Origin of the sequence: Streptomyces sp. NPDC085932, from assembly GCF_044540525.1 — a bacterium.
Lineage (GTDB): Bacteria > Actinomycetota > Actinomycetes > Streptomycetales > Streptomycetaceae > Streptomyces > Streptomyces levis.
In genome coordinates, this window is sequence record NZ_JBITSJ010000001.1 from 758,574 (window position 1) to 776,614 (window position 18,041).

At 71.5% G+C, this 18,041-nt stretch carries 14 protein-coding genes; 7 read left to right on the forward strand and 7 right to left on the reverse strand.

The window, feature by feature from the left end; all coding sequences use genetic code 11:
* Positions 1–70 precede the first annotated feature (70 nt).
* Positions 71–934 (reverse strand): helix-turn-helix transcriptional regulator, encoded by an 864-nt coding sequence (locus tag ACIGAQ_RS03005; RefSeq protein WP_311680977.1) that lies wholly within the window; start codon positions 932–934, stop codon positions 71–73.
* A gap of 305 nt (positions 935–1,239) precedes the next feature.
* On the opposite strand from ACIGAQ_RS03005, the gene ACIGAQ_RS03010 reads away from it, so the two are divergent.
* Positions 1,240–1,665 (forward strand): hypothetical protein, encoded by a 426-nt coding sequence (locus tag ACIGAQ_RS03010; protein ID WP_399778714.1) that lies wholly within the window; start codon positions 1,240–1,242, stop codon positions 1,663–1,665.
* Here the strand turns inward: ACIGAQ_RS03010 and ACIGAQ_RS03015 are convergent.
* Positions 1,647–2,453, reverse strand: a complete 807-nt coding sequence (locus ACIGAQ_RS03015) for a helix-turn-helix domain-containing protein (protein ID WP_399778716.1) — start codon at positions 2,451–2,453, stop codon at positions 1,647–1,649. The two genes, ACIGAQ_RS03010 and ACIGAQ_RS03015, sit on opposite strands and share 19 nt — an antisense overlap.
* Before the next feature lie 128 nt (positions 2,454–2,581).
* Here ACIGAQ_RS03015 and ACIGAQ_RS03020 point away from each other — a divergent pair, with 128 nt between their 5' ends.
* Positions 2,582–2,887, forward strand: a complete 306-nt coding sequence (locus ACIGAQ_RS03020) for a 4a-hydroxytetrahydrobiopterin dehydratase (protein ID WP_311680981.1) — start codon at positions 2,582–2,584, stop codon at positions 2,885–2,887.
* 4 nt (positions 2,888–2,891) lie between these two features.
* Positions 2,892–3,635 carry a class I SAM-dependent methyltransferase gene (locus tag ACIGAQ_RS03025; RefSeq protein WP_311680982.1) on the forward strand — a complete coding sequence of 248 codons (744 nt, stop codon included), beginning with the start codon at positions 2,892–2,894 and terminating at the stop codon, positions 3,633–3,635.
* Positions 3,636–3,841: 206 nt separating this feature from the next.
* On the opposite strand, the gene ACIGAQ_RS03030 is transcribed toward ACIGAQ_RS03025, so the two are convergent.
* On the reverse strand, positions 3,842–4,321 hold the full coding sequence (locus tag ACIGAQ_RS03030; RefSeq protein WP_399778719.1) for a hypothetical protein: 480 nt from the start codon (positions 4,319–4,321) through the stop codon (positions 3,842–3,844).
* A gap of 39 nt (positions 4,322–4,360) precedes the next feature.
* Between ACIGAQ_RS03030 and ACIGAQ_RS03035 the strand changes: the two genes are divergently transcribed.
* Positions 4,361–5,359, forward strand: coding sequence for a helix-turn-helix transcriptional regulator (locus ACIGAQ_RS03035; protein WP_399778720.1), 999 nt, complete (start codon positions 4,361–4,363; stop codon positions 5,357–5,359).
* Here the strand turns inward: ACIGAQ_RS03035 and ACIGAQ_RS03040 are convergent.
* A complete protein-coding gene (locus ACIGAQ_RS03040; protein ID WP_399778722.1) occupies positions 5,352–8,000 on the reverse strand; it encodes a cellulose binding domain-containing protein in 2,649 nt (882 codons plus the stop codon). The two genes, ACIGAQ_RS03035 and ACIGAQ_RS03040, sit on opposite strands and share 8 nt — an antisense overlap.
* 238 nt (positions 8,001–8,238) lie before the next feature.
* Positions 8,239–11,157 (reverse strand): glycoside hydrolase family 48 protein, encoded by a 2,919-nt coding sequence (locus ACIGAQ_RS03045; protein WP_399778724.1) that lies wholly within the window; start codon positions 11,155–11,157, stop codon positions 8,239–8,241.
* A gap of 398 nt (positions 11,158–11,555) precedes the next feature.
* Between ACIGAQ_RS03045 and ACIGAQ_RS03050 the strand changes: the two genes are divergently transcribed.
* The 3 genes from ACIGAQ_RS03050 (at position 11,556) to ACIGAQ_RS03060 (ending at position 15,116) form a co-directional block, all read left to right on the forward strand.
* Positions 11,556–13,277, forward strand: a complete 1,722-nt coding sequence (locus ACIGAQ_RS03050; protein ID WP_399778726.1) for a glycoside hydrolase family 6 protein — start codon at positions 11,556–11,558, stop codon at positions 13,275–13,277.
* Between the two features lie 146 nt (positions 13,278–13,423).
* The gene (locus ACIGAQ_RS03055; protein WP_399778728.1) at positions 13,424–14,329 is read left to right on the forward strand and encodes a class I SAM-dependent methyltransferase; all 906 of its coding nucleotides are present in this window, start codon (positions 13,424–13,426) and stop codon (positions 14,327–14,329) included.
* 85 nt (positions 14,330–14,414) lie between these two features.
* On the forward strand, positions 14,415–15,116 hold the full coding sequence (locus ACIGAQ_RS03060; protein ID WP_311680990.1) for an SDR family oxidoreductase: 702 nt from the start codon (positions 14,415–14,417) through the stop codon (positions 15,114–15,116).
* An 89-nt stretch (positions 15,117–15,205) separates the two neighbouring features.
* Here ACIGAQ_RS03060 and ACIGAQ_RS03065 read toward each other — a convergent pair whose 3' ends face one another.
* Positions 15,206–15,997: an aldo/keto reductase gene (locus ACIGAQ_RS03065; RefSeq protein ID WP_399780644.1), complete on the reverse strand. Its 792-nt coding sequence runs from the start codon at positions 15,995–15,997 to the stop codon at positions 15,206–15,208.
* Between the two features lie 158 nt (positions 15,998–16,155).
* Positions 16,156–17,982 (reverse strand): AMP-dependent synthetase/ligase, encoded by a 1,827-nt coding sequence (locus ACIGAQ_RS03070; RefSeq protein WP_399778730.1) that lies wholly within the window; start codon positions 17,980–17,982, stop codon positions 16,156–16,158.
* Between the last annotated feature and the right edge of the window lie 59 nt (positions 17,983–18,041).

Below are 18,041 nucleotides of genomic sequence, written 5' to 3' on the forward strand. Positions count from 1 at the left end.
GCCCGTACGGGTCAGTACCCGTGCCATGACGTCGTGGCCGGGATGACCTGCGGCGGGACGGGCAGCCGCCTCAGTAGCTGTCGCGGTACTCCCGCAGCAGTTCCTCCGTGCGCTGGGCCGAGCCGGCCCGGGCCGTCATGTGGTCCAGGACCTCCAGGTGCGTCGAGACCTCCTTGCGGGAGTCGAGGTACAGCGCCCCGGTCAGGTACTCGGTGAACACCATGTCGGGCAGTTCCGGCTCGGCGAAGCGGAACAGTGAGAACGGGGCGTACGTGCCCGGATGGGGCCCGTCCGCGAACTCGGCCACCTGGAGCGTGACACGGTCCCGCGCGGCGTACTCCAGCAGCTTGTCCAGCTGCTCCCGCATGACCCGGCCGTCGGCGCTCACCGGGCGGCGCAGCACCGTCTCGTCCATGATCACCCATAGGTGCGGCGGGTCGGGTCGCTCCAGCAGGCGCTGCCGCTCCATCCGCAGCGCCACGTGCCGCTCGACCGCCTCGGGGCCGGCGTTCGCGATGGTGCCGGACTCCAGCACGGCCCGCGCGTATCCCTCGGTCTGCAGCAGTCCCGGCACGAAGTGCGGCTCGTAGCAGCGGATGATCCGGGCGGCGCCCTCCAGGCTGACGTACAGGCTGAACCACTCGGGCAGCACGTCGTGGAACCGCTGCCACCAGCCGGGCCGGTTCGCCTCCTCGGCGAGCTCGACGAACGCGGTCACCTCGTCGTCGGCCACCCCGTACGCGGTCAGCAGGATCTGCACGTACGGGATCTTCAGCGCGACGTCGGCGGTCTCCATCCGCCGCACGGTCGCCGGGGCGACGCGCAGCACGCGCGCGGCCTCGTCGCGACTGAGGCCCGCCGCCTCGCGCAGTTCCTGCAGCCGCTTGCCCAGCACCACCTGGCCCACGGTGGGTGCGGCCCGCCGTTCACTCACGCCACGCCTCCCCAACGTGCCACGTCCGCGATCAGTGTGGCACGCCCGGCCGCCCGCCTCACAGGCCTGACGGCGAGGAGATCGCGCGGAAGGGGGGCGCACGGGGATTACCCCACGGGTAATCGACCGGGCGGCGCCCGGACGGGATCGTGAACACACCGGGTTCCGGGCCGGCGCACTCCGGCCCGGGACCCGGCCGGGCCGTACCACCCCCGGCCGTACCACCCCCGGCCGTACCACCCCCGGGGGACGGGCCCGCACGGGCCGGCCCGGCCGGCAACCGCAACCGACGGAGGATGATGCCCATGTCCGCGACCCAGCTCGCCGCGCTCGCCCGGACCGCCGAGCCGCAGTCCATGCTGCGCCGCTTCCTGGCCCTGGACGCCGTCGTGACCGGCGCCAACGCCCTCGCCTACCTCGCCCTGTCCGGTCCGCTGGGGCGCTTCCTCGGGGCCGACGCCTCGCTGCTGCTCGCGCTGGGCGCCTTCCTCGCCGTGTACACGGCCGGCGTGGGCCTGCTGGCCGCCCGCCGCAGGCCCCCGGCGCTCGGCGTGCGGGCCGTCGTCGAGGCCAACCTCGCCTGGACGGTACTGAGCCTCGTGGCCCTGGCGCTGTGGCTCTCGCCGAGCACCGCCGGCGCCGTGTGGACCGTGCTCCAGGCGCTGACGGTGGCCGGCTTCGCAGCACTGCAGCACATCGCCCTGAAAGCGCGTCAGGAAATGGATTCCTGAAGGTACTTGGCCGTCGCCGGGTCGGCCGGGAGCAGGGTCTCGACGGCCAGTTCGGCGACGGTCACGTCCATCGGGGTGTTGAACGTGGAGATCGAGGAGATGAACGACAGCGTCCGCCCCTCGTGTTCGATCAGCAGCGGCAGCGCGAAGTACGGCACGGGCTCCGCGGGCTCCTCGGCCGGATCCTCGTCCGGCACCGGATACGCCGCCACCTCCTCGTACAGCGCCCGCAGCGGCTCGGAGCGGTGCAGCGCGATCTGCCGTTCCATCTGCTCCAGCAGATGCCCGCGCCAGGCCCGCAGATTCCGGATCCGGGGTGCGAGACCCTCCGGGTGCAGCGCCAGCCGCATGGCGTTCAGCGGCGGCTCCAGCAGGGCCTGCGCGACACCGTCGACCAGCGCCATGACCCCCCGGTTGGCCGCCACCACGTCGTACCGCGCGTCCACCACCAGTGCCGGATACGGTTCGTACCCGCCGATCAGCCGCTCGATGCCCTCGCGCAGCGGGCCCAGAGCCGGGTCGTCCAGCGGCGTCTCGGGGTAGCGCGGGGCGTAACCGGCCGCCAGCAACAGCGCGTTGCGTTCCCGCACGGGGACGTCCAGGTGCTCGGCCAGCCGCAGCACCATCTCCTCGCTGGGCCGGGACCGGCCCGTCTCGACGAAGCTGATGTGGCGGGCCGAGGAGTCCGCGCGCAGGGCCAGCTCCAGCTGGCTGACCCGCCGCTGCTCCCGCCAGGCCCGCAGCAGGGGGCCCACGCCCTGCTGCGCGGTGGACGGGTGAGTGGTCATGCCGGGACCGTAGCCGAGAACCGTCCGCAGCGGACAGGGCACGGCGCTCTGACCAGGGTCTCGGACGGTGCGCTGTGGCAGGCTGAGAGGCGACGAGGACACCCGCAGCGACGGAAGGAGCACCGCCGATGCCCGTCGAACCGCTGTCGCAGAAGGAGATCGAGGACCGGCTGGCCGAACTGCCGGGCTGGACGCTCGACGGGGACCGCCTCACCCGTTCCTACCGGCTCGGCTCGCACTTCGCCGCGACGGCGATGGTCGTGCACATCGCCCAGGTCCAGGAGGAACTGGACCACCACTCCGATCTCACCCTGGGCTACGACACCGTCTCCCTGTCCGTGCACACGCACAGCGCGGGCGGTGCCGTCACCGAGAAGGACTTCGAGCTCGCCCGCAGGGTGGAGGACCTGGCACCCGGACACGGGGCACACTGACCGCGTGCTCGACTACGACAAGGAAGCGGAGCGGTACGACGCCTCCCGCGGCGGTGAGCCCCGGGCGGCCGCCGCCGCGGACGCGGTGCTCGGTCTCGTACCGGAGGGAACACGCGGCCTGCTCGACGTCGCCTGCGGCACCGGCATCGTGACCCGGCGGCTCGCGGCCGCACGCGCCGGCATGCGCGTGATCGGCGTCGACCTGACCCCGGCGATGGCCCGTCAGGCCGCCGCCCGGCTGCCCGGCGCCGTCGTCCGCGCCGACAGCCGCCGGCTGCCCTTCCGGGACGGGGAGTTCGGCGCCGTCTGCACGGTCTGGCTGCTGCATCTGGCCGACGGGCCCGCCGACGTGCGGGCCGTCGTCGGCGAGTGCGCCCGGGTGCTGCGCCCCGGCGGGGTCTACGTCACGACGGTGGACAAGGCCGCCTCCCACAACGTGGGAAGTGACATCGATGTCGTCCTGTCCACGCGGCCGCCCAGCCCGGTCCGTGACGCGGCGGCGGACGTCGAGGCCCACGCCGCCGCCCACGGCCTGGTCCCGGCCGGGCGGGGCCGGTTCACCGGACACGGCCAGGGCCGCAGCCCGCGCCGCACCATCGCCGACCTGCGCCGCGGCTGGTTCGTCACCCTGCCGCCCGGCGAGCCCCTCGCGGAGGAGTACGCCGAGCGGCTCGCGCGACTGCCCGACCAGGACCGGCCGCGCCCGGACCCGGTGTTCAGCCTGCGGGCGTTCCGCAAGCCCGGGTGAAGACCGTGACCCCGTTGGTCAGCCAGGTCGTTCCACCGCCCCGGGAGAGCGCCTGCTCCCAGCGGGCCGTCGTCGCGGAGACGCCCGACCGGACGAACCGCACCCGGACGTCCGGGCCGGCGTGGGTTCCGGGTCGAGGAAGCCGGTGCGGTGACGGTGGCGGACCTCCCGGTCACCGTGGAAGAAGTCGAAGTCGTCGGGGCTGCTCAGGTGCGGTCTCCCGTGGTTCCCTCGGGCAGCGAGTCGGTCAGGTAGGCCCCGAGGTCGGGCACGTCGGGGGCGAGCAGGTGCCGCACCCAGGCGTCCCGCTCGTGCAGGATCGGCGGCAGCTCCCACACGCAGCCGATCCACGGCAGGGCGGGAACGATGAAGCGGGTCGGGTCGCGATCCGGGCAGCCCAGCACCGGCTGGCCCGCCGCAGCGCCCTTGAAGTGCGGGACGTTGTCCCACACCCAGCTGTAGGCGTTCAGATAGGCGCCGTCGTCGCCGCCCCGGTGCAGCACGACGAAGGTCGCAGGCGGCGTGCCGTCCGGCTCCGGCAGCAGCTCGGGCAGGATCGCGCAGGCCGCCCGTTCCACCTCGGGTTCGATGCCCGCGGGGTCCGCGGTGACGTGGTAGCGCTTGACGTGCCGCCCGGCGATCTCCAGAGGCGGGGGCACGGTCAGCAGCTTCTCGCTGAAAGGCATGCCCGGACGCTACGGCCGGTCCACTGACACCATGTGTCAGTGAAATCCAGCCGGCTCGTCTCCCTCCTCCTGCTGCTCCAGACCCGTGGCCGGATGACCGCCGCCCAGCTCGCCGAGGAACTGGAGGTGTCGGTCCGGACGGTCTACCGGGACGTCGAGGCACTGAGCGCCGCCGGTGTGCCGCTGTACGGGGACGCGGGCCACGCCGGCGGCTACCGTCTGCTCGACGGCTACCGCACCCGGCTCACCGGTCTCACCGCCGGCGAGGCCGAGGCCCTCTTCCTGGCCGGTGCCCCCGGGGCCGCCGCGCAGCTCGGACTCGGCTCGGTCCTGGCCGCCGCCCAGCTCAAGGTCCGGGCCGCCCTGCCGCCGGAGCTGCGCGTCCACGCGGACCGGATCAGCGGCCGCTTCCACCTCGACGCGCCCGGCTGGTACGCCGACGCCGACGAGACGCCGTACCTCCCGGACGTGGCCGACGCCGTGTGGCGTGGGCGCGCGGTGCAGGTCCTGTACCGCCGCTGGCGTGAGCCGACCGACGTGGAACGCCGTCTGGAACCGTACGGGCTGGTCCTCAAGGCGGGCCGCTGGTACGTGGTCGCGGGGCCCGGACCGCGCACCTACCGCGTCGACCAGATCCTCCGGCTCTCCGCCACGGACGAGGAGTTCACCCGCCCGGACGGCTTCGATCTCGCCGGGTACTGGGCGGCCTACCAGCGTGACTTCCCCGCACGGCTGCGCACGGGCCGGGCGGTGGTGCGACTGGCGCCGGGCGTGACCCTCCCCGGACCGGTGCAGGACGAGGCCGAGCCGGACCGGGACGGCTGGCGCCGGGTCACCGTCGCCATCGAGTCCGTCGACCACGCCCACGCGGAGTTCCTCCGCCTGGGCACCGGCGTCGAGGTCCTTCACCCACCGGAATTGCGCACACGGCTGGCCCGCACGGTGGCGGAACTGACGGAGAGATACGCCGATGTACGGGACCACGACCGAGGGCGCGACCCGGACCCGGGTCGCGCCTCCCGAGGCCCCGTCAGGTGACCGCGCAGTTCCGGTCGCCCAGGCGGAACGCCGTCGGGTTCGTGTTGGCGTTCGACCGGTTCGCCGTGAAGCCGAAGCTCACCGACGCACCCTTGGCCACCGTGCCGTTCCAGCCGGCGTTCTTCGCCGTGACCGTCGTGCCCGACTGCGTCGCCTCCGTGTTCCACGCCTGGGTCAGCTTCTGGCCGTCGGCGAAGGACCACGTGAGGGACCAGCCGGTCCAAGGGTCCGAGCCGGTGTTGGTGAGCCGCACCTCTCCCTGGAAGCCGCCCGGCCACTGGCTCGTGACCTTGTACGTCACCGCGCAGGTCCCGGTGGGCCCCGGGCCGGGGCCGGGGTCCGTCGTGCCGCCGCCGGAGGTGTCGCCGTAGATCACGCCCCGGCCGTTCGTGGAGACGTAGACCCGGCCGTAGACCCGCGGGTCGCCGGTGATCGCCGCCCCCGTCCAGCCCCACTGGTGGGCGTCGTCGTTGACGCGGGTCCAGCTCGCGCCCCGGTCCGTGGAGCGGAAGATGCCGCGCACCCCGCCGATCTTCGCGCTGGTGTACAGCGTCTGGTAGGAGGCGCCGGGCGCGGCCTTGCCGAAGCCGACGGTGTCGGCCTGCTCGACGCCGGAGAGCCTGGTGAAGCTCACCCCGCCGTCCGTGGAGTGCCACAGGCCGTACGCGCCGTCCGGCGCACCGCCCGCCAGCCATACGTCGCCCTTCCCGCCGGGCAGCGCCTTGAAGCGGACGTCACCGCTGCTCGGCAGGCCGGTGGCCGGGGACTCCTCGAAGGTCGCCCCGCCGTCCGTACTGATGTAGAACCGCCCGGACTTGAAGCCGTAGAAGGTCCTGGGGTCGACCCGGTCCGACTCGACGACCGCCCCGGCGGGGATGCCGCCCGAGGCCTGCCAGGACGTGCCGAAGCCGGTCGTGTGGTGCACGCCGGCGCCGTCGGGACTCCACACGAACCGGCTGCCGTCCGCGGCCGCCGCGACCGTGCCGCCGCCGCTCACGCCCGACGGGTCGGTCCCGCCGAACCAGTCGGCCCCGTTGTCCGTCGAGAACGCGATGTGCGGGCCGGAGTCCAGGTTGCCCACACGGACCACGGTGTCCGGGTTCGACTCGGCGAAGTCCAGGCTGGTGGTCGTGGTGAAGTTGGGCTGGGTGAACATCATCGGGGGGACCTTCGTCAGGTCCGTGTGGCGGAAGCCGCCGATGTCACCGAGCGCGCTCAGCAGCGGGGCCCCGGACGGGGGAGAGGCGAGGTCGTTGACCGCTGTCTCCTCCAGGCCGCGCACCATCGGCCTGACGGTGAACTTCCCGCCGCTGTCCCAGTTCCCGAGGTTCTCCGTGCCGTAGATGGTCGCGCCCGTCCCGTACATCAGGCGGTCGGAGTCGAACGGGTCGATCTCCATGGCCTCGGTCATCCAGCCGAGCTTCGGCGTCTGCTCGGGCGGCTGCGGGTTCGCGCCCCAGGTCAGCCACGGCGAGGACGAGACGTCCATGGTGTAGCGGTTCTCCCGGTTCGGGTACGAGGTGTAGTCCCACGCCTTGGTCCAGGTCGCACCGCTGTCCGTGGAGCGGAAGATCTGCGTGTCCGGCCACCAGGCGCTGTAGGCGGTCGCCATCACCGTGCCCGGCTTCTGCCGGTCGACGGTCAGCCCGCTGAAGCCGTAGAAGGTGTCGGCCTCCGCCACCGGGCTGATGTCCGTCCAGGTGCCCGTCGCCGTCGCGTACCGCCACAGCCGGCCCTTGCCGCCGTCGTACGGGCCGCCCTTGTCGCTGTACGCGAGGTACAGGTAGCCGTTCTCCGCGTCCAGCACGCCCTTGTGGGCGAGGTACCCGGTCGGCTGGCCGGCCAGCCGCTGCCAGGTCGCGCCCGCGTCCGTCGACCGGTACACCGCGTTGTCCTTGTCGGCGACCCCGACGTAGATCGTCTCGGTGGCGCTGCCGGCCGTGCCCGTGGACTCGTCGAAGGTGACCCAGACGATGCCCTGGTTGTCGGAGGAGTAGCCGGAGGTGTCGCTCGGATCCTGCGCGTAGTTCCCGACGTTGGGGAAGTTCGCCACCTGCGACCAGGTCACCCCCGAGTCCGTCGACCGCCACAGGCCCTTGCCGCTGGGGGCGCCCAGGTACAGCACGCTGTTGCGGTGCGGGTCGACGGCCAGCCGCTCGCCCATGCCCCGCCCCGGCATGTTGCCGCCCAGCTTGAACGGCAGATTCGTCTTCTGCCAGCTCGCCCCCCGGTTCGAGGAGCGCATGATCGCGCCGTTCTTCGGATCCCAGCCGTTCGTGTACGTCCCGACCGCCGCGTACACCCGGTCCGGGTCGACGGAGTCGGAGGCGATGCTGACCACGCCCGTGTGCCCCCAGTCGTCCCAGCCGACCGAGTCCAGCAGCGGCGTCCAGGTCTTCGAGGACTCCTGCCAGCGGTAGGCGCCGCCGATGTCGGTGCGGGCGTAGGCCAGGTTCTTCTCGGAGCGGTTGAAGACGATGCCGGGGACGAAGCCGCCCCCGTCGATCCGGGCGTTCTTCCAGGTGTAGGTGTCGGCGGCGACCCTCGGCGCCGGCGGGTCGGCGGCCAGCGCGGTGGGGGCGCCCGACAGCAGCCCTGCGGCCAGCGCGAGCACGGCCGTGAGGACACGGGTTCTTCGCACGGCGGGGTTCCTTCCGGTGAGGGGGAACGTGCGAGAGCCGGGCGGCTCCCGTGCGGGTGGAGCCGCCCGGCTGCGGTGGCCCCGCGTCAGGTGCGGGGCCGCGCACGCGGAGCTTCGGACGCACCTGCTGTCGAAGGGGCGCGGCGCTGCATCCCTGTGCGGCTCCGCCGCGCGGGCGCGACGGCCGCACACGGCCGGCAGAGCACCACGGCCCGACCCGCGGGGCGTCCGGCGGGGGCTATTCGAGAAGCTCCGCGTACGAGCCCATGGCCAGGGCGATGTCCGCCTGGGCCCAGAACCGGTGGTACGTGAACGACGGCACCGCTCCGCCCGCGAGGTAACTCTCGATCTTCGACCACGCGGGGTCGTCCTCGTAGAAGGACCGGATCGAGTCGAACGTCGACGACGAGTTGATCGCGTCACCGTTCGGCATCGTGCCCGTCCAGCCGCTCGGGACGGACACCGGGTCGTCGAACCGGTTGTAGTCGGCCCGGTTCTCCGGGACGGCGATCCCCAGCGCGTCCTGGTGGTTGTCCCACATCCCGTCCAGCAGCTTCTTCGCGGCCGCCGCGGCCTCGGTGTCACCCGAGCGGTCGACGTAGTACGTCAGCGTCTTGGCGTACGCCGCCGCCACACCCACGTCGTTGGTGTAGTCCACGACGCTCACGTGCAGCCCGCTGTTGGAGCCGGGGCTCGACGCGTTCCAGGTGTCGGGCTGGCCCGACCACTGCAGCGTCGACGGGATCCGGAACGTGCCGTCCGGGTTGAACGTGGTCTTGGACAGCGCCCAGTCGACCCACTTGTCGAGGACCGTCCTGGCCTGCGCGTTGCCCGTCTGCTGGTACAGCTCGGCGACCCGCTCCATGGACCACGCCTGGAAGCCGAACCACTGGTTGGACGGCGGGTCGTGGTACACCGGCTTCTCGTCGTAGTACATGCCGTAGAACGTCGACTTGCCGGCGGGCGGGGTCGCGTACCGGCCCGCCCAGCTGTTGGTCGCGCCGCCCGCGATGGCGCCCTCGTCGGACTGCAGCCAGCGGTAGAACTCCAGCTGCCGGTCCATGGACTTGGCCCAGTCCGCCGCACCCGTCGCCGACTTCGGCTTCAGCGGCGCGTAGTTGGCGAGCGCGTACGCGGCCAGCGGGTTCTGGTAACCGCCGTGGGCATGGCTGGAGCCGATGCGCCAGGCCCAGCCGGCGCTGGTGTCGGTGGCGCCGCCCCAGGCGTAGTACCAGGACATCAGGTACATCGAGGCGTCCTTGCCGGTGCCCGCCGGGCAGGTCGACGGTCCGACGCAGTTGCCGATCTTCTTGAAGTACTTGTCGAACATGGAGTAGCGCAGGTAGTCGCCCATCTTGGCCGCCTTGGCGACCGTCGCGGAGACCTGCCCGCCCTTGCCCTGCTCCTTGGCCCACAGGTCCGCCCAGTAGGCGGCCTGCACGGCCCGCGCGTCGGCGTCCGGGGCGTTGGTGAACTTCCACTGCTTGGCGTAGGAGGCGTCACCGGTGAACAGGTCCAGGAAGCCGTTCCTGCCGCCGTACTTGAAGGCGTCGCAGGTCGGCTGCGGCACCGTCTCCCACACCGACTCCTGCGCGCCGCGCTGGAAGGTGTTGATGTACGACGGGCCGGTGTCGGACGGGCCCGCCTCGCACTTGCCGGGCGCGTTGCCGAAGCCGTAGACGTTGTCCACGTCCTGCAGCCAGTGCATGCCGTAGACGTCGTCGGTGCCGTAGGCGCTCTTCAGCTCGGCCGCGATCGGGTCGGGGCCGACCGGGACGCCGGAGTCGAGCCTGGCCGGGTACTCGGCCGGGGTGTCCAGCTCGGGCGCGTAGGTCGCCGGCTTGGACGGGTTGTAGAAGGAGTTGGTCGGCTGGTCGGCCTTGGTGGGGATCATGTACTTCTCCATGAGCTCCCACGCGCCGTTGAACTTCGACCAGTCGCCCGTCACCTTGCCGTACATGGCCTGGAGCCACAGCAGGTAGCTGTACGCCTCCGACGTGGTCTCATGGCCGTGGTCCGGCGCCTCGACGATCAGCGTCTCGACCGAGTGGTACGGGATGCCCTCGGGGGAGAAGTAGCCGTTCGCCGGATTGGTGATCTTCCCGTACAGCTCCAGGAAGCGCGCCTCGTACGCCTTGGTCGCGCCCAGCTGCGTCACCGTGACCGCGGCCTTGGCGTGCCCCGCCGCCGTCGACTCGAACACGGCCGAGCCGGAACCCGAGTTCGCGGCGGTGACCGTCACCTTCTGCGCGGTGTTCCAGTTCTGCGGCGTGAAGGTGAGCGAGGCGCCGGACGAGACCGACAGGTTCGTGTTGCCGCTCGCGCGGGCCGAGGTCACCGTCACGTTCGCGGCGGGCTGCTTGGACAGCTTCACCTCGTACGTGCCCGACTTGCCGGACTGCACGCCCAGTTGGAGCGGGGAGGCGACGACGGCCGGACCGGAGGCGACGGTGATGCCCACCGGCGTGGACCCGGCCGAGGCGCCCATGCTGTCGTACGCCTTCGCCACCAGGGAATGACTGCCCACGGTCAAGCTGGAGACCGAGAGCGCGTAGGGCGCGCTGGTGTCCGTGCCGAGCAGCGTGGTGTCGTCGTAGAACTCCACCTTGCTGATCGTGGCGTTGTCCGCGGCGGCTGCCGTGGCGGCCAGCGGCACGGCCTCGCCCTGGCTGTAGACGGCGCCGGCGACCGGGCTGGTCAGCACCGTGATCGGGGGCTGGTGCGCGCCGGTGCACGGGGTGCCGTTGACCGAGAAGGACGTCGGCGCGGTGTTGGTGCCGCTGTAGCTGAACTGGGCGCCGGTGGAGACGGCCGCGCCCGCCGCGACCCGGGCGTTGTGCGCGGCGTTCTTCACGGTGATGTTCTGCCCGGACTGCGACCAGCTGCCGTTCCAGCCGTTGCCCAGCCGCTGGTTGCCGGAGTAGGCGTAGGTCAGCGTCCAGCCGTCGATGACGTCCGTGCCGCGGTTGGTGAGGGTCAGGTCCACCGTGAAACCGGAACCCCAGTCGTTCGTCTTGTAGTCGACGCTGCACTGGAGCGGCGCCGCCTGGGCGGGCGTCGACCCCGAGGAGAGCATCGTCAGCGGAAGCGCGAGAGCTGCGAGAGCGGCGGTCCACAGGCGTCGCGCGGCTCCGCGTCTCCGGGGTGGGGGATGCATGGTGCTGGTTCCTCCTTGCGGCTCGGAGATGTCAAGGCTTGAACCAGTGGGAGCGCTCCCATAGTGAAGACCCGTCAGGTACCGGTCAAGACGTTCGAAGAGTCGAAAAGATTCGACGCCGCCCGTCGCGGGAAACTCGTCAACTCCCCTGTTCTTCGCCCGCACTTGGCGCTACCTTCCTTGGCACCAGTGGGAGCGATTCCATCAGTCGACGCGTCCGCCACGACGGGCCCGGCCTGCAAGGAGTCGCTCATGCGACACCTCTCGCGTTCAGTACTTTTAGCCGCCGCCCGTGCGGACGTCCCCTGCTGCGCGCCTGCCGGTACCGGGTTCCTCGGGTCCTTGCCGGAGCGCGTCCCGAACGGCTGACACCCCCAGCGAAAGGGACACCCGCACTCATGAGCCGTACCAGAACAGCGTTACTGGCCGCGATGGCCCTGGTCGCCGGCGCGACCGGCACCGCGTTCGCCGTCGACCCCGGCGGCCTCGGCACCGCCGCCGTCCCCTGCACGGTCGACTACAAGATCCAGAACCAGTGGGGCACCGGCTTCACCGCCGCCGTGACCCTCACCAACCACAGCGCCGCCAAGTCCTCCTGGTCGCTGAAGTGGTCCTACGCCGGCAACCAGAAGGTCACCAGCGGCTGGAACGCCAGGATCAGCCAGAGCGGCGCCGACGTCACCGCCGCCAACGAGAGCTACAACGCCCGGCTGGCGACCGGAGCCTCGGTCAGCTTCGGCTTCCAGGGCAGTCACAGCGGCAGCAACGCGATCCCGGCCACCTTCACCCTCGACGGCGTGACCTGCAACGTCGACGACGGCGGGTCCGGCGGACCCACGGACCCGCCGGACCCGGGCGGTCCCGCCAACCGGGTCGACAACCCCTACCAGGGCGCCAAGGTGTACGTGAACCCGGAGTGGTCGGCGAACGCCGCGGCCGAGCCGGGCGGCAGCCGCGTCGCCAACCAGCCCACCGGTGTCTGGCTGGACCGGATCGCCGCGATCAACGGCGCCGGCGGCAAGATGGGCCTGCGCGCCCACCTCGACGAGGCCCTGCGCCAGAAGGGATCCGGCGAACTCGTCGTGCAGTTCGTCATCTACAACCTGCCCGGCCGGGACTGCTCCGCCCTGGCCTCCAACGGCGAGCTGAAGGCCGACGAGATCGACCGCTACAAGACCGAGTACATCGACCCGATCAAGACGATCCTCGCCGACCCCAAGTACGCCTCCCTGCGGATCGTCACCACGGTCGAGATCGACTCCCTGCCCAACCTCGTCACCAACACCGGCAGCCGCCCCACGGCCGTCCCCCAGTGCGACGTGATGAAGGCCAACGGCAACTACGTCAAGGGCGTCGGCTACGCGCTCAACAAGCTCGGCGACGTGCCCAACGTCTACAACTACGTCGACGCCGGCCACCACGGCTGGATCGGCTGGGACGACAACTTCGGCCCCTCCGCCGCCCTGTTCAAGGAGGCGGCGACCGCCGAGGGCGCGACCGTCAACGACGTCCACGGCTTCATCACCAACACGGCCAACTACAGCGCTCTGAAGGAGAACAACTTCTCCATCACCGACAACGTCGCGGGCAAGTCCGTGCGCGAGTCGAAGTGGGTCGACTGGAACCGCTACACCGACGAACTCTCCTTCGCCCAGGCCTTCCGCAACCAGCTGGTCTCGATCGGCTTCCCCTCCGGCATCGGCATGCTGATCGACACCTCCCGCAACGGATGGGGCGGCACCGCCCGGCCCGCCGGCCCCGGTCCGCAGACCTCGGTGGACGCCTACGTCGACGGCGGCCGCTACGACCGTCGCATCCACCCCGGCAACTGGTGCAACCAGGCCGGAGCCGGCCTCGGCGAGCGCCCGCAGGCCAACCCCGCCGCCGGGATCGACGCGTACGTGTGGATGAAGCCCCCGGGCGAGTCCGACGGGTCGAGCAAGGCCATCGACAACGACGAGGGCAAGGGTTTCGACCGCATGTGCGACCCGACCTACACGGGCAACCCGCGCAACAACAACAACATGTCCGGTGCCCTGCCGGACGCGCCGATCTCCGGACGCTGGTTCTCCGCCCAGTTCCGGCAGCTGATGCAGAACGCGTACCCGCCGCTGTCGTGAGCGGCTGACACCCCGTCCCCACGGGTCCGCCGGGGCTGCGAGCCCCGGCGGATGTGTGTGTGCCGTCTTGCGGGAGCGGCAACAACGGTGGCCTTTCGCGGTGCGTCGGCGCACGCTGACCGCATCCGAGCGAGAGGCTGACCACCATGGCGCACGACCACCACGACGACGCACCCGGGCACGGGCAGGGCCACCACCCCGGCCACCCCACGGACATCGACTGGGCCGCGATGGGCCCGATGCTGGAGTCCTCGGCGGAACTGTTCGCGTCCCTGTACGAGCGGGCCCTGGGGTGGCTGGCGCGGGAGGTGACCGAGCCGGGGCTGATCGTCGACGCGGGCAGCGGGCCGGGCGTCGTGGCGTGCCTGTTCGCCGAGACGTTCCCGGGCGCGCGGATCGTCGCGGTGGACGGGGCCGAGCCGCTGCTGGAACGGGCCCGGGCCCGAGCCGAGCGGCAGGGGGTCGCCGACCGCTTCGGCACGATCGCCGGTGAACTCCCCGACGCACTGGACGAACTGGACTACCCGGCCGACCTGCTCTATGCCGGACGCAGCCTGCACCATCTCGGCGACCAGCGGGCCGCGCTCGCCGCGTTCGCGCAGCGGCTCGCGCCGGGCGGCACCCTCGCCCTCATGGAGGGCGGGCTGCCCCCGCGGTACCTGCCGCGGGACATCGGCATCGGCCGGCCCGGGCTCCAGGCGCGCATCGACGCGGTGGAGGCGGAGTGGTTCACGCGGATGCGTCAGGACCTGCCGGGGCATGTCGCGGAGACGGAGGACTGGCCCGCCCTGCTGGCCGCCGCGGGCCTGAAGCCCGCCCGGTCGCACGCCTTCCTGCTGGACCTGCCCGCACCCGCCTCCGACCGGGCGCGCGCCTATGTGGTCGCTTCGCTGACCCACCGGCGGGAGCGGCTCACGCAGGCCCTCGACGCCGAGGACATCGCCACCCTCGACCGCCTCCTCGACCCCGACGACGAGGCGAGCCTGCACCGCCGCCCGGACGTGTTCGTACTGGAGGCCCACACGGTCCACACCGCGGTCCGGCCCGCCTAGCGGCCGCGGGCCCTTGACTTCGAGAGCTCTCCAACTGATGGACTTCCCGGCATCGCGCATCCGACCGCATACGCAGGGGGAATCCATGTCAGAGAACCAGGTGGCACTCATCACCGGCGGGGGCAGCGGGATCGGCGCCGCCGTGGCACGCCGGCTGCTGGACGCCGGGTACCGGGTCGCCGTCACCGGGCGCGGAGAGGAGCGGCTGCGCGCCTTCGCCGAGGAGCTGGGGCGGCCCGGGGAACTGCTGACGATCGCGGGGGACACCGCCGTGTACGACGACGTCCGCTCCGCGGTCGACGCCACCGTGAAGGCGTTCGGCCGACTGGACACGGTCGTCGCCAACGCCGGCTTCGCCACCCACGACTCGGTCGCCGAGGGCGACCCGGCCGGCTGGACCGACATGGTGCTGACCAATGTCCTCGGACCGGCCCTGCTGATCAGGGCGTCCATCGACGCCCTGAAGCAGACGCGCGGCCGGATCGTGCTGGTCGGCAGCGTCGCAGGGTTCGTGCACACGCCGGGCAACATCTACGGAGCCACCAAGTGGGCGGTGACCGGGCTCGCCGAGAACACCCGGCGGCAGGTCACCGAGTGGGGCGTGGGCGTGACCCTGATCGCGCCCGGCCGGACCGAGACGCCCTTCTGGGACTCCTACGGCAGCCTCCCGCCCGGCCATCTCCTCACGGCCGGCCAGATCGCGGACTCGGTGGTCTGGGCGATGCGGCAGCCGGCCGGTGTCGACGTCAACACGGTGGTCGTACGGCCGGTGGGGCAGCCCGTCTAGCGGGCCGGGGCCGGGCCGGCGGGTCCGGGAACGGCGGCGCCCCGGCCCGAGCCGGAAAGGCTGCGGGTCCGGGGCGCCGCCGGAGCGGTTCAGGCGTCGTTGAACTCCGCCGGGTCCGGGCCCAGACGACGGTCCTCGTTCAGCGCGCTGATCGCCGCGAGGTCCTCGGCGTCCAGGCTGAAGTCGAAGACCGCGATGTTCTCCTCGATCCGCGAGGGCGTCACGGACTTCGGGATCACCACGTTGCCCAGCTGGATGTGCCAGCGCAGCACGACCTGCGCGGGCGTGCGGTCGTGCTTCCGGGCGATGGCCACGATCGCCGGGACCTCCAGCAGGCCCTTGCCCTGGCCGAGCGGCGACCAGGCCTCCGTGGCGATGCCCTGCTCCGCGTGGTACTCACGCGCGTCGTGCTGCTGCAGGTGGGGGTGCAGCTCGATCTGGTTCACCGCGGGGACGACCGACGTCTCGGCGATCAGCTTCTCCAGGTGCTCGGGCAGGAAGTTGGAGACGCCGATGGCCTTGATCCGGCCGTCGGCGTGCAGCTTCTCGAACGCCTTGTAGGTGTCGATGTACAGACCCCGCTCCGGCGTCGGCCAGTGGATCAGGTACAGGTCGACGTAGTCCAGGCCGAGCCTGTCCAGCGACGTGTCGAAGGCGCGCAGCGTCGAGTCGTACCCCTGGTCGGCGTTCCAGAGCTTCGTGGTGACGAAGAGCTCCTCGCGGGGGACACCCGAGGCGGCGATGGCCTTGCCGGTGCCCTTCTCGTTGCCGTAGATCGCCGCTGTGTCGATGCTGCGGTACCCGGCCTCCAGCGCCGTCGCGACGGCCGTCTCGGCCTCGTCGTCCGGCACCTGCCAGACGCCGAAGCCCAGCTGGGGCATCTCGACGCCGTTGTTCAGGATGATCGGGGGGACCTTGCTCACGAGCTCTCGATCCTTCGGTATGTGGTCAGTGGCACTCCCATCGTCAACGATCACGAGCCGTGATGCATTCCTGACGGGAGAATTCAGAACCGACGCATGCCCGGAAAGAGCGGACGTCACGCGCGGTACAGCGCCTCGACCTCGTTCTCGTACGCCTTTTCGATCGCTTTGCGCTTGAGCTTCAGCGACGGGGTCAGCAGCCCGTGCTCCTCGGTGAACGGCTGGGCCAGGATGCGGAAGGTGCGGATCGACTCGGCCTGCGAGACCAGCGTGTTGGCGGCGACCACCGCACGCCGCACCTCCGTCTCCAGGTCGGCGTCGCGCACCAGCTCCGCCGGGGACATCCGCGGCTTGTTCCGCATGGTCAGCCAGTGCTCCACCGCTTCCTGGTCCAGGGTCACCAGGGCGGCGATGTACGGGCGGTCGTTGCCGACGACGATGCACTGGTTGACCAGCGGGTGGTCCCGCACGCGTTCCTCCAGCACGCCGGGCGAGACGCTCTTGCCTCCGGAGGTGACCAGGATCTCCTTCTTGCGGCCGGTGATGGTGAGGTAGCCGTCCTCGTCGAGCGAGCCGAGGTCGCCGGTGGCCAGCCAGCCGTCGTGCAGGGACTCGTCGGTGGCCTTGGGGTTGTTGAGGTACCCCTGGAAGACGTTGTGGCCGCGCAGCCAGATCTCGCCGTCGTCCGCGATGTGCACGGTCATGCCCGGGATGGGCTGCCCGACCGTGCCGAACCGGGTACGTCCGGGCGGGTTGGCGGTGGCGGCGGCGGTGGACTCGGTCAGGCCGTAGCCCTCGTAGATGTGCACGCCCGCACCGGCGAAGAACAGCCCCAGCCGCCGGTCCATCGCCGAGCCGCCGGACATGGCGTGCTTGATGCGGCCGCCCATCGCGGCGCGGATCTTGGAGTAGACGAGCTTGTCGAACAGCTGGTGCTGCATGCGCAGGCCCGCCGAGGGTCCGGGCCCGATGCCCCAGGCCCTGGCCTCCACCGCGTCGGCGTACTTGATGGCGACGTCGACGGCCTTCTCGAACGGGCCGGAGCGGCCCTCCTTCTCGGCCTTGCGGCGGGCCGCGTTGAACACCTTCTCGAAGATGTAGGGCACCGCGAGGAAGAACGTCGGCCTGAACGCGGCCAGGTCCGGCAGCAGGGCCGCCGCGTTGAGCTGCGGCTGGTGGCCGAACTTCACCTTGCCCCGGATCCCCGCGACCTGGACCATCCGCCCGAAGACGTGGGCGAGCGGCAGGAACAGCAGGGTCGCCGCCTCGTCGCCCTTCCTGGAGTGGAAGACCGGCTCCCAGCGCTCGATGACCGTGTCCGCCTCGTACATGAAGTTGCCGTGCGAGATGACGCAGCCCTTCGGGCGGCCGGTGGTGCCCGAGGTGTAGATGATCGTCGCGACCGAGTCGGGGGTGACGGCCTGCCGGTGGCGGTGCACCACCTCGTCGTCGAGGTGCGCGCCGGCGTCGTACAGCTCGTGCACGGCCCCCGAGTCCAGCTGCCACAGGCGGCGCAGCTGCGGCAGCCGGTCGATCACGGTGGCGATCGTCATGGCGTGGTCCTCGTGCTCCACGACCGCGGCCGTCACCTCGGCGTCGTACAGCATCCAGAAGCACTGCTCGGCCGAGGACGTCGGGTAGACCGGTACGACCTGGGCGCCGATGGTCCACAGCGCGTAGTCGAACAGGGTCCACTCGTAGCGAGTGCGGGACATGATCGCGACCCGGTCGCCGAACCGGATGCCGCTCGCCAGCAGGCCCTTGGCCAGGGCGAGGACCTCGTCGCGGAACTCGGCGCTGGTGACGTCCCGCCACTGCCCGGACTCGTCCTTGCGGCCGAGTGCGAGGTGCAGCGGGTCCTCCTGGGCATGCTGGAACACCACGTCGGCCAGACCGCCCACCGGAGGTGCCAACGCCAACGGAGGGTTGGAAAACTCGCGCAAACCCCGCTCCCCGCTCCTCAGCGCTTCGGTTGAGTGACGCTCCGCACAGCGCCGTGAAA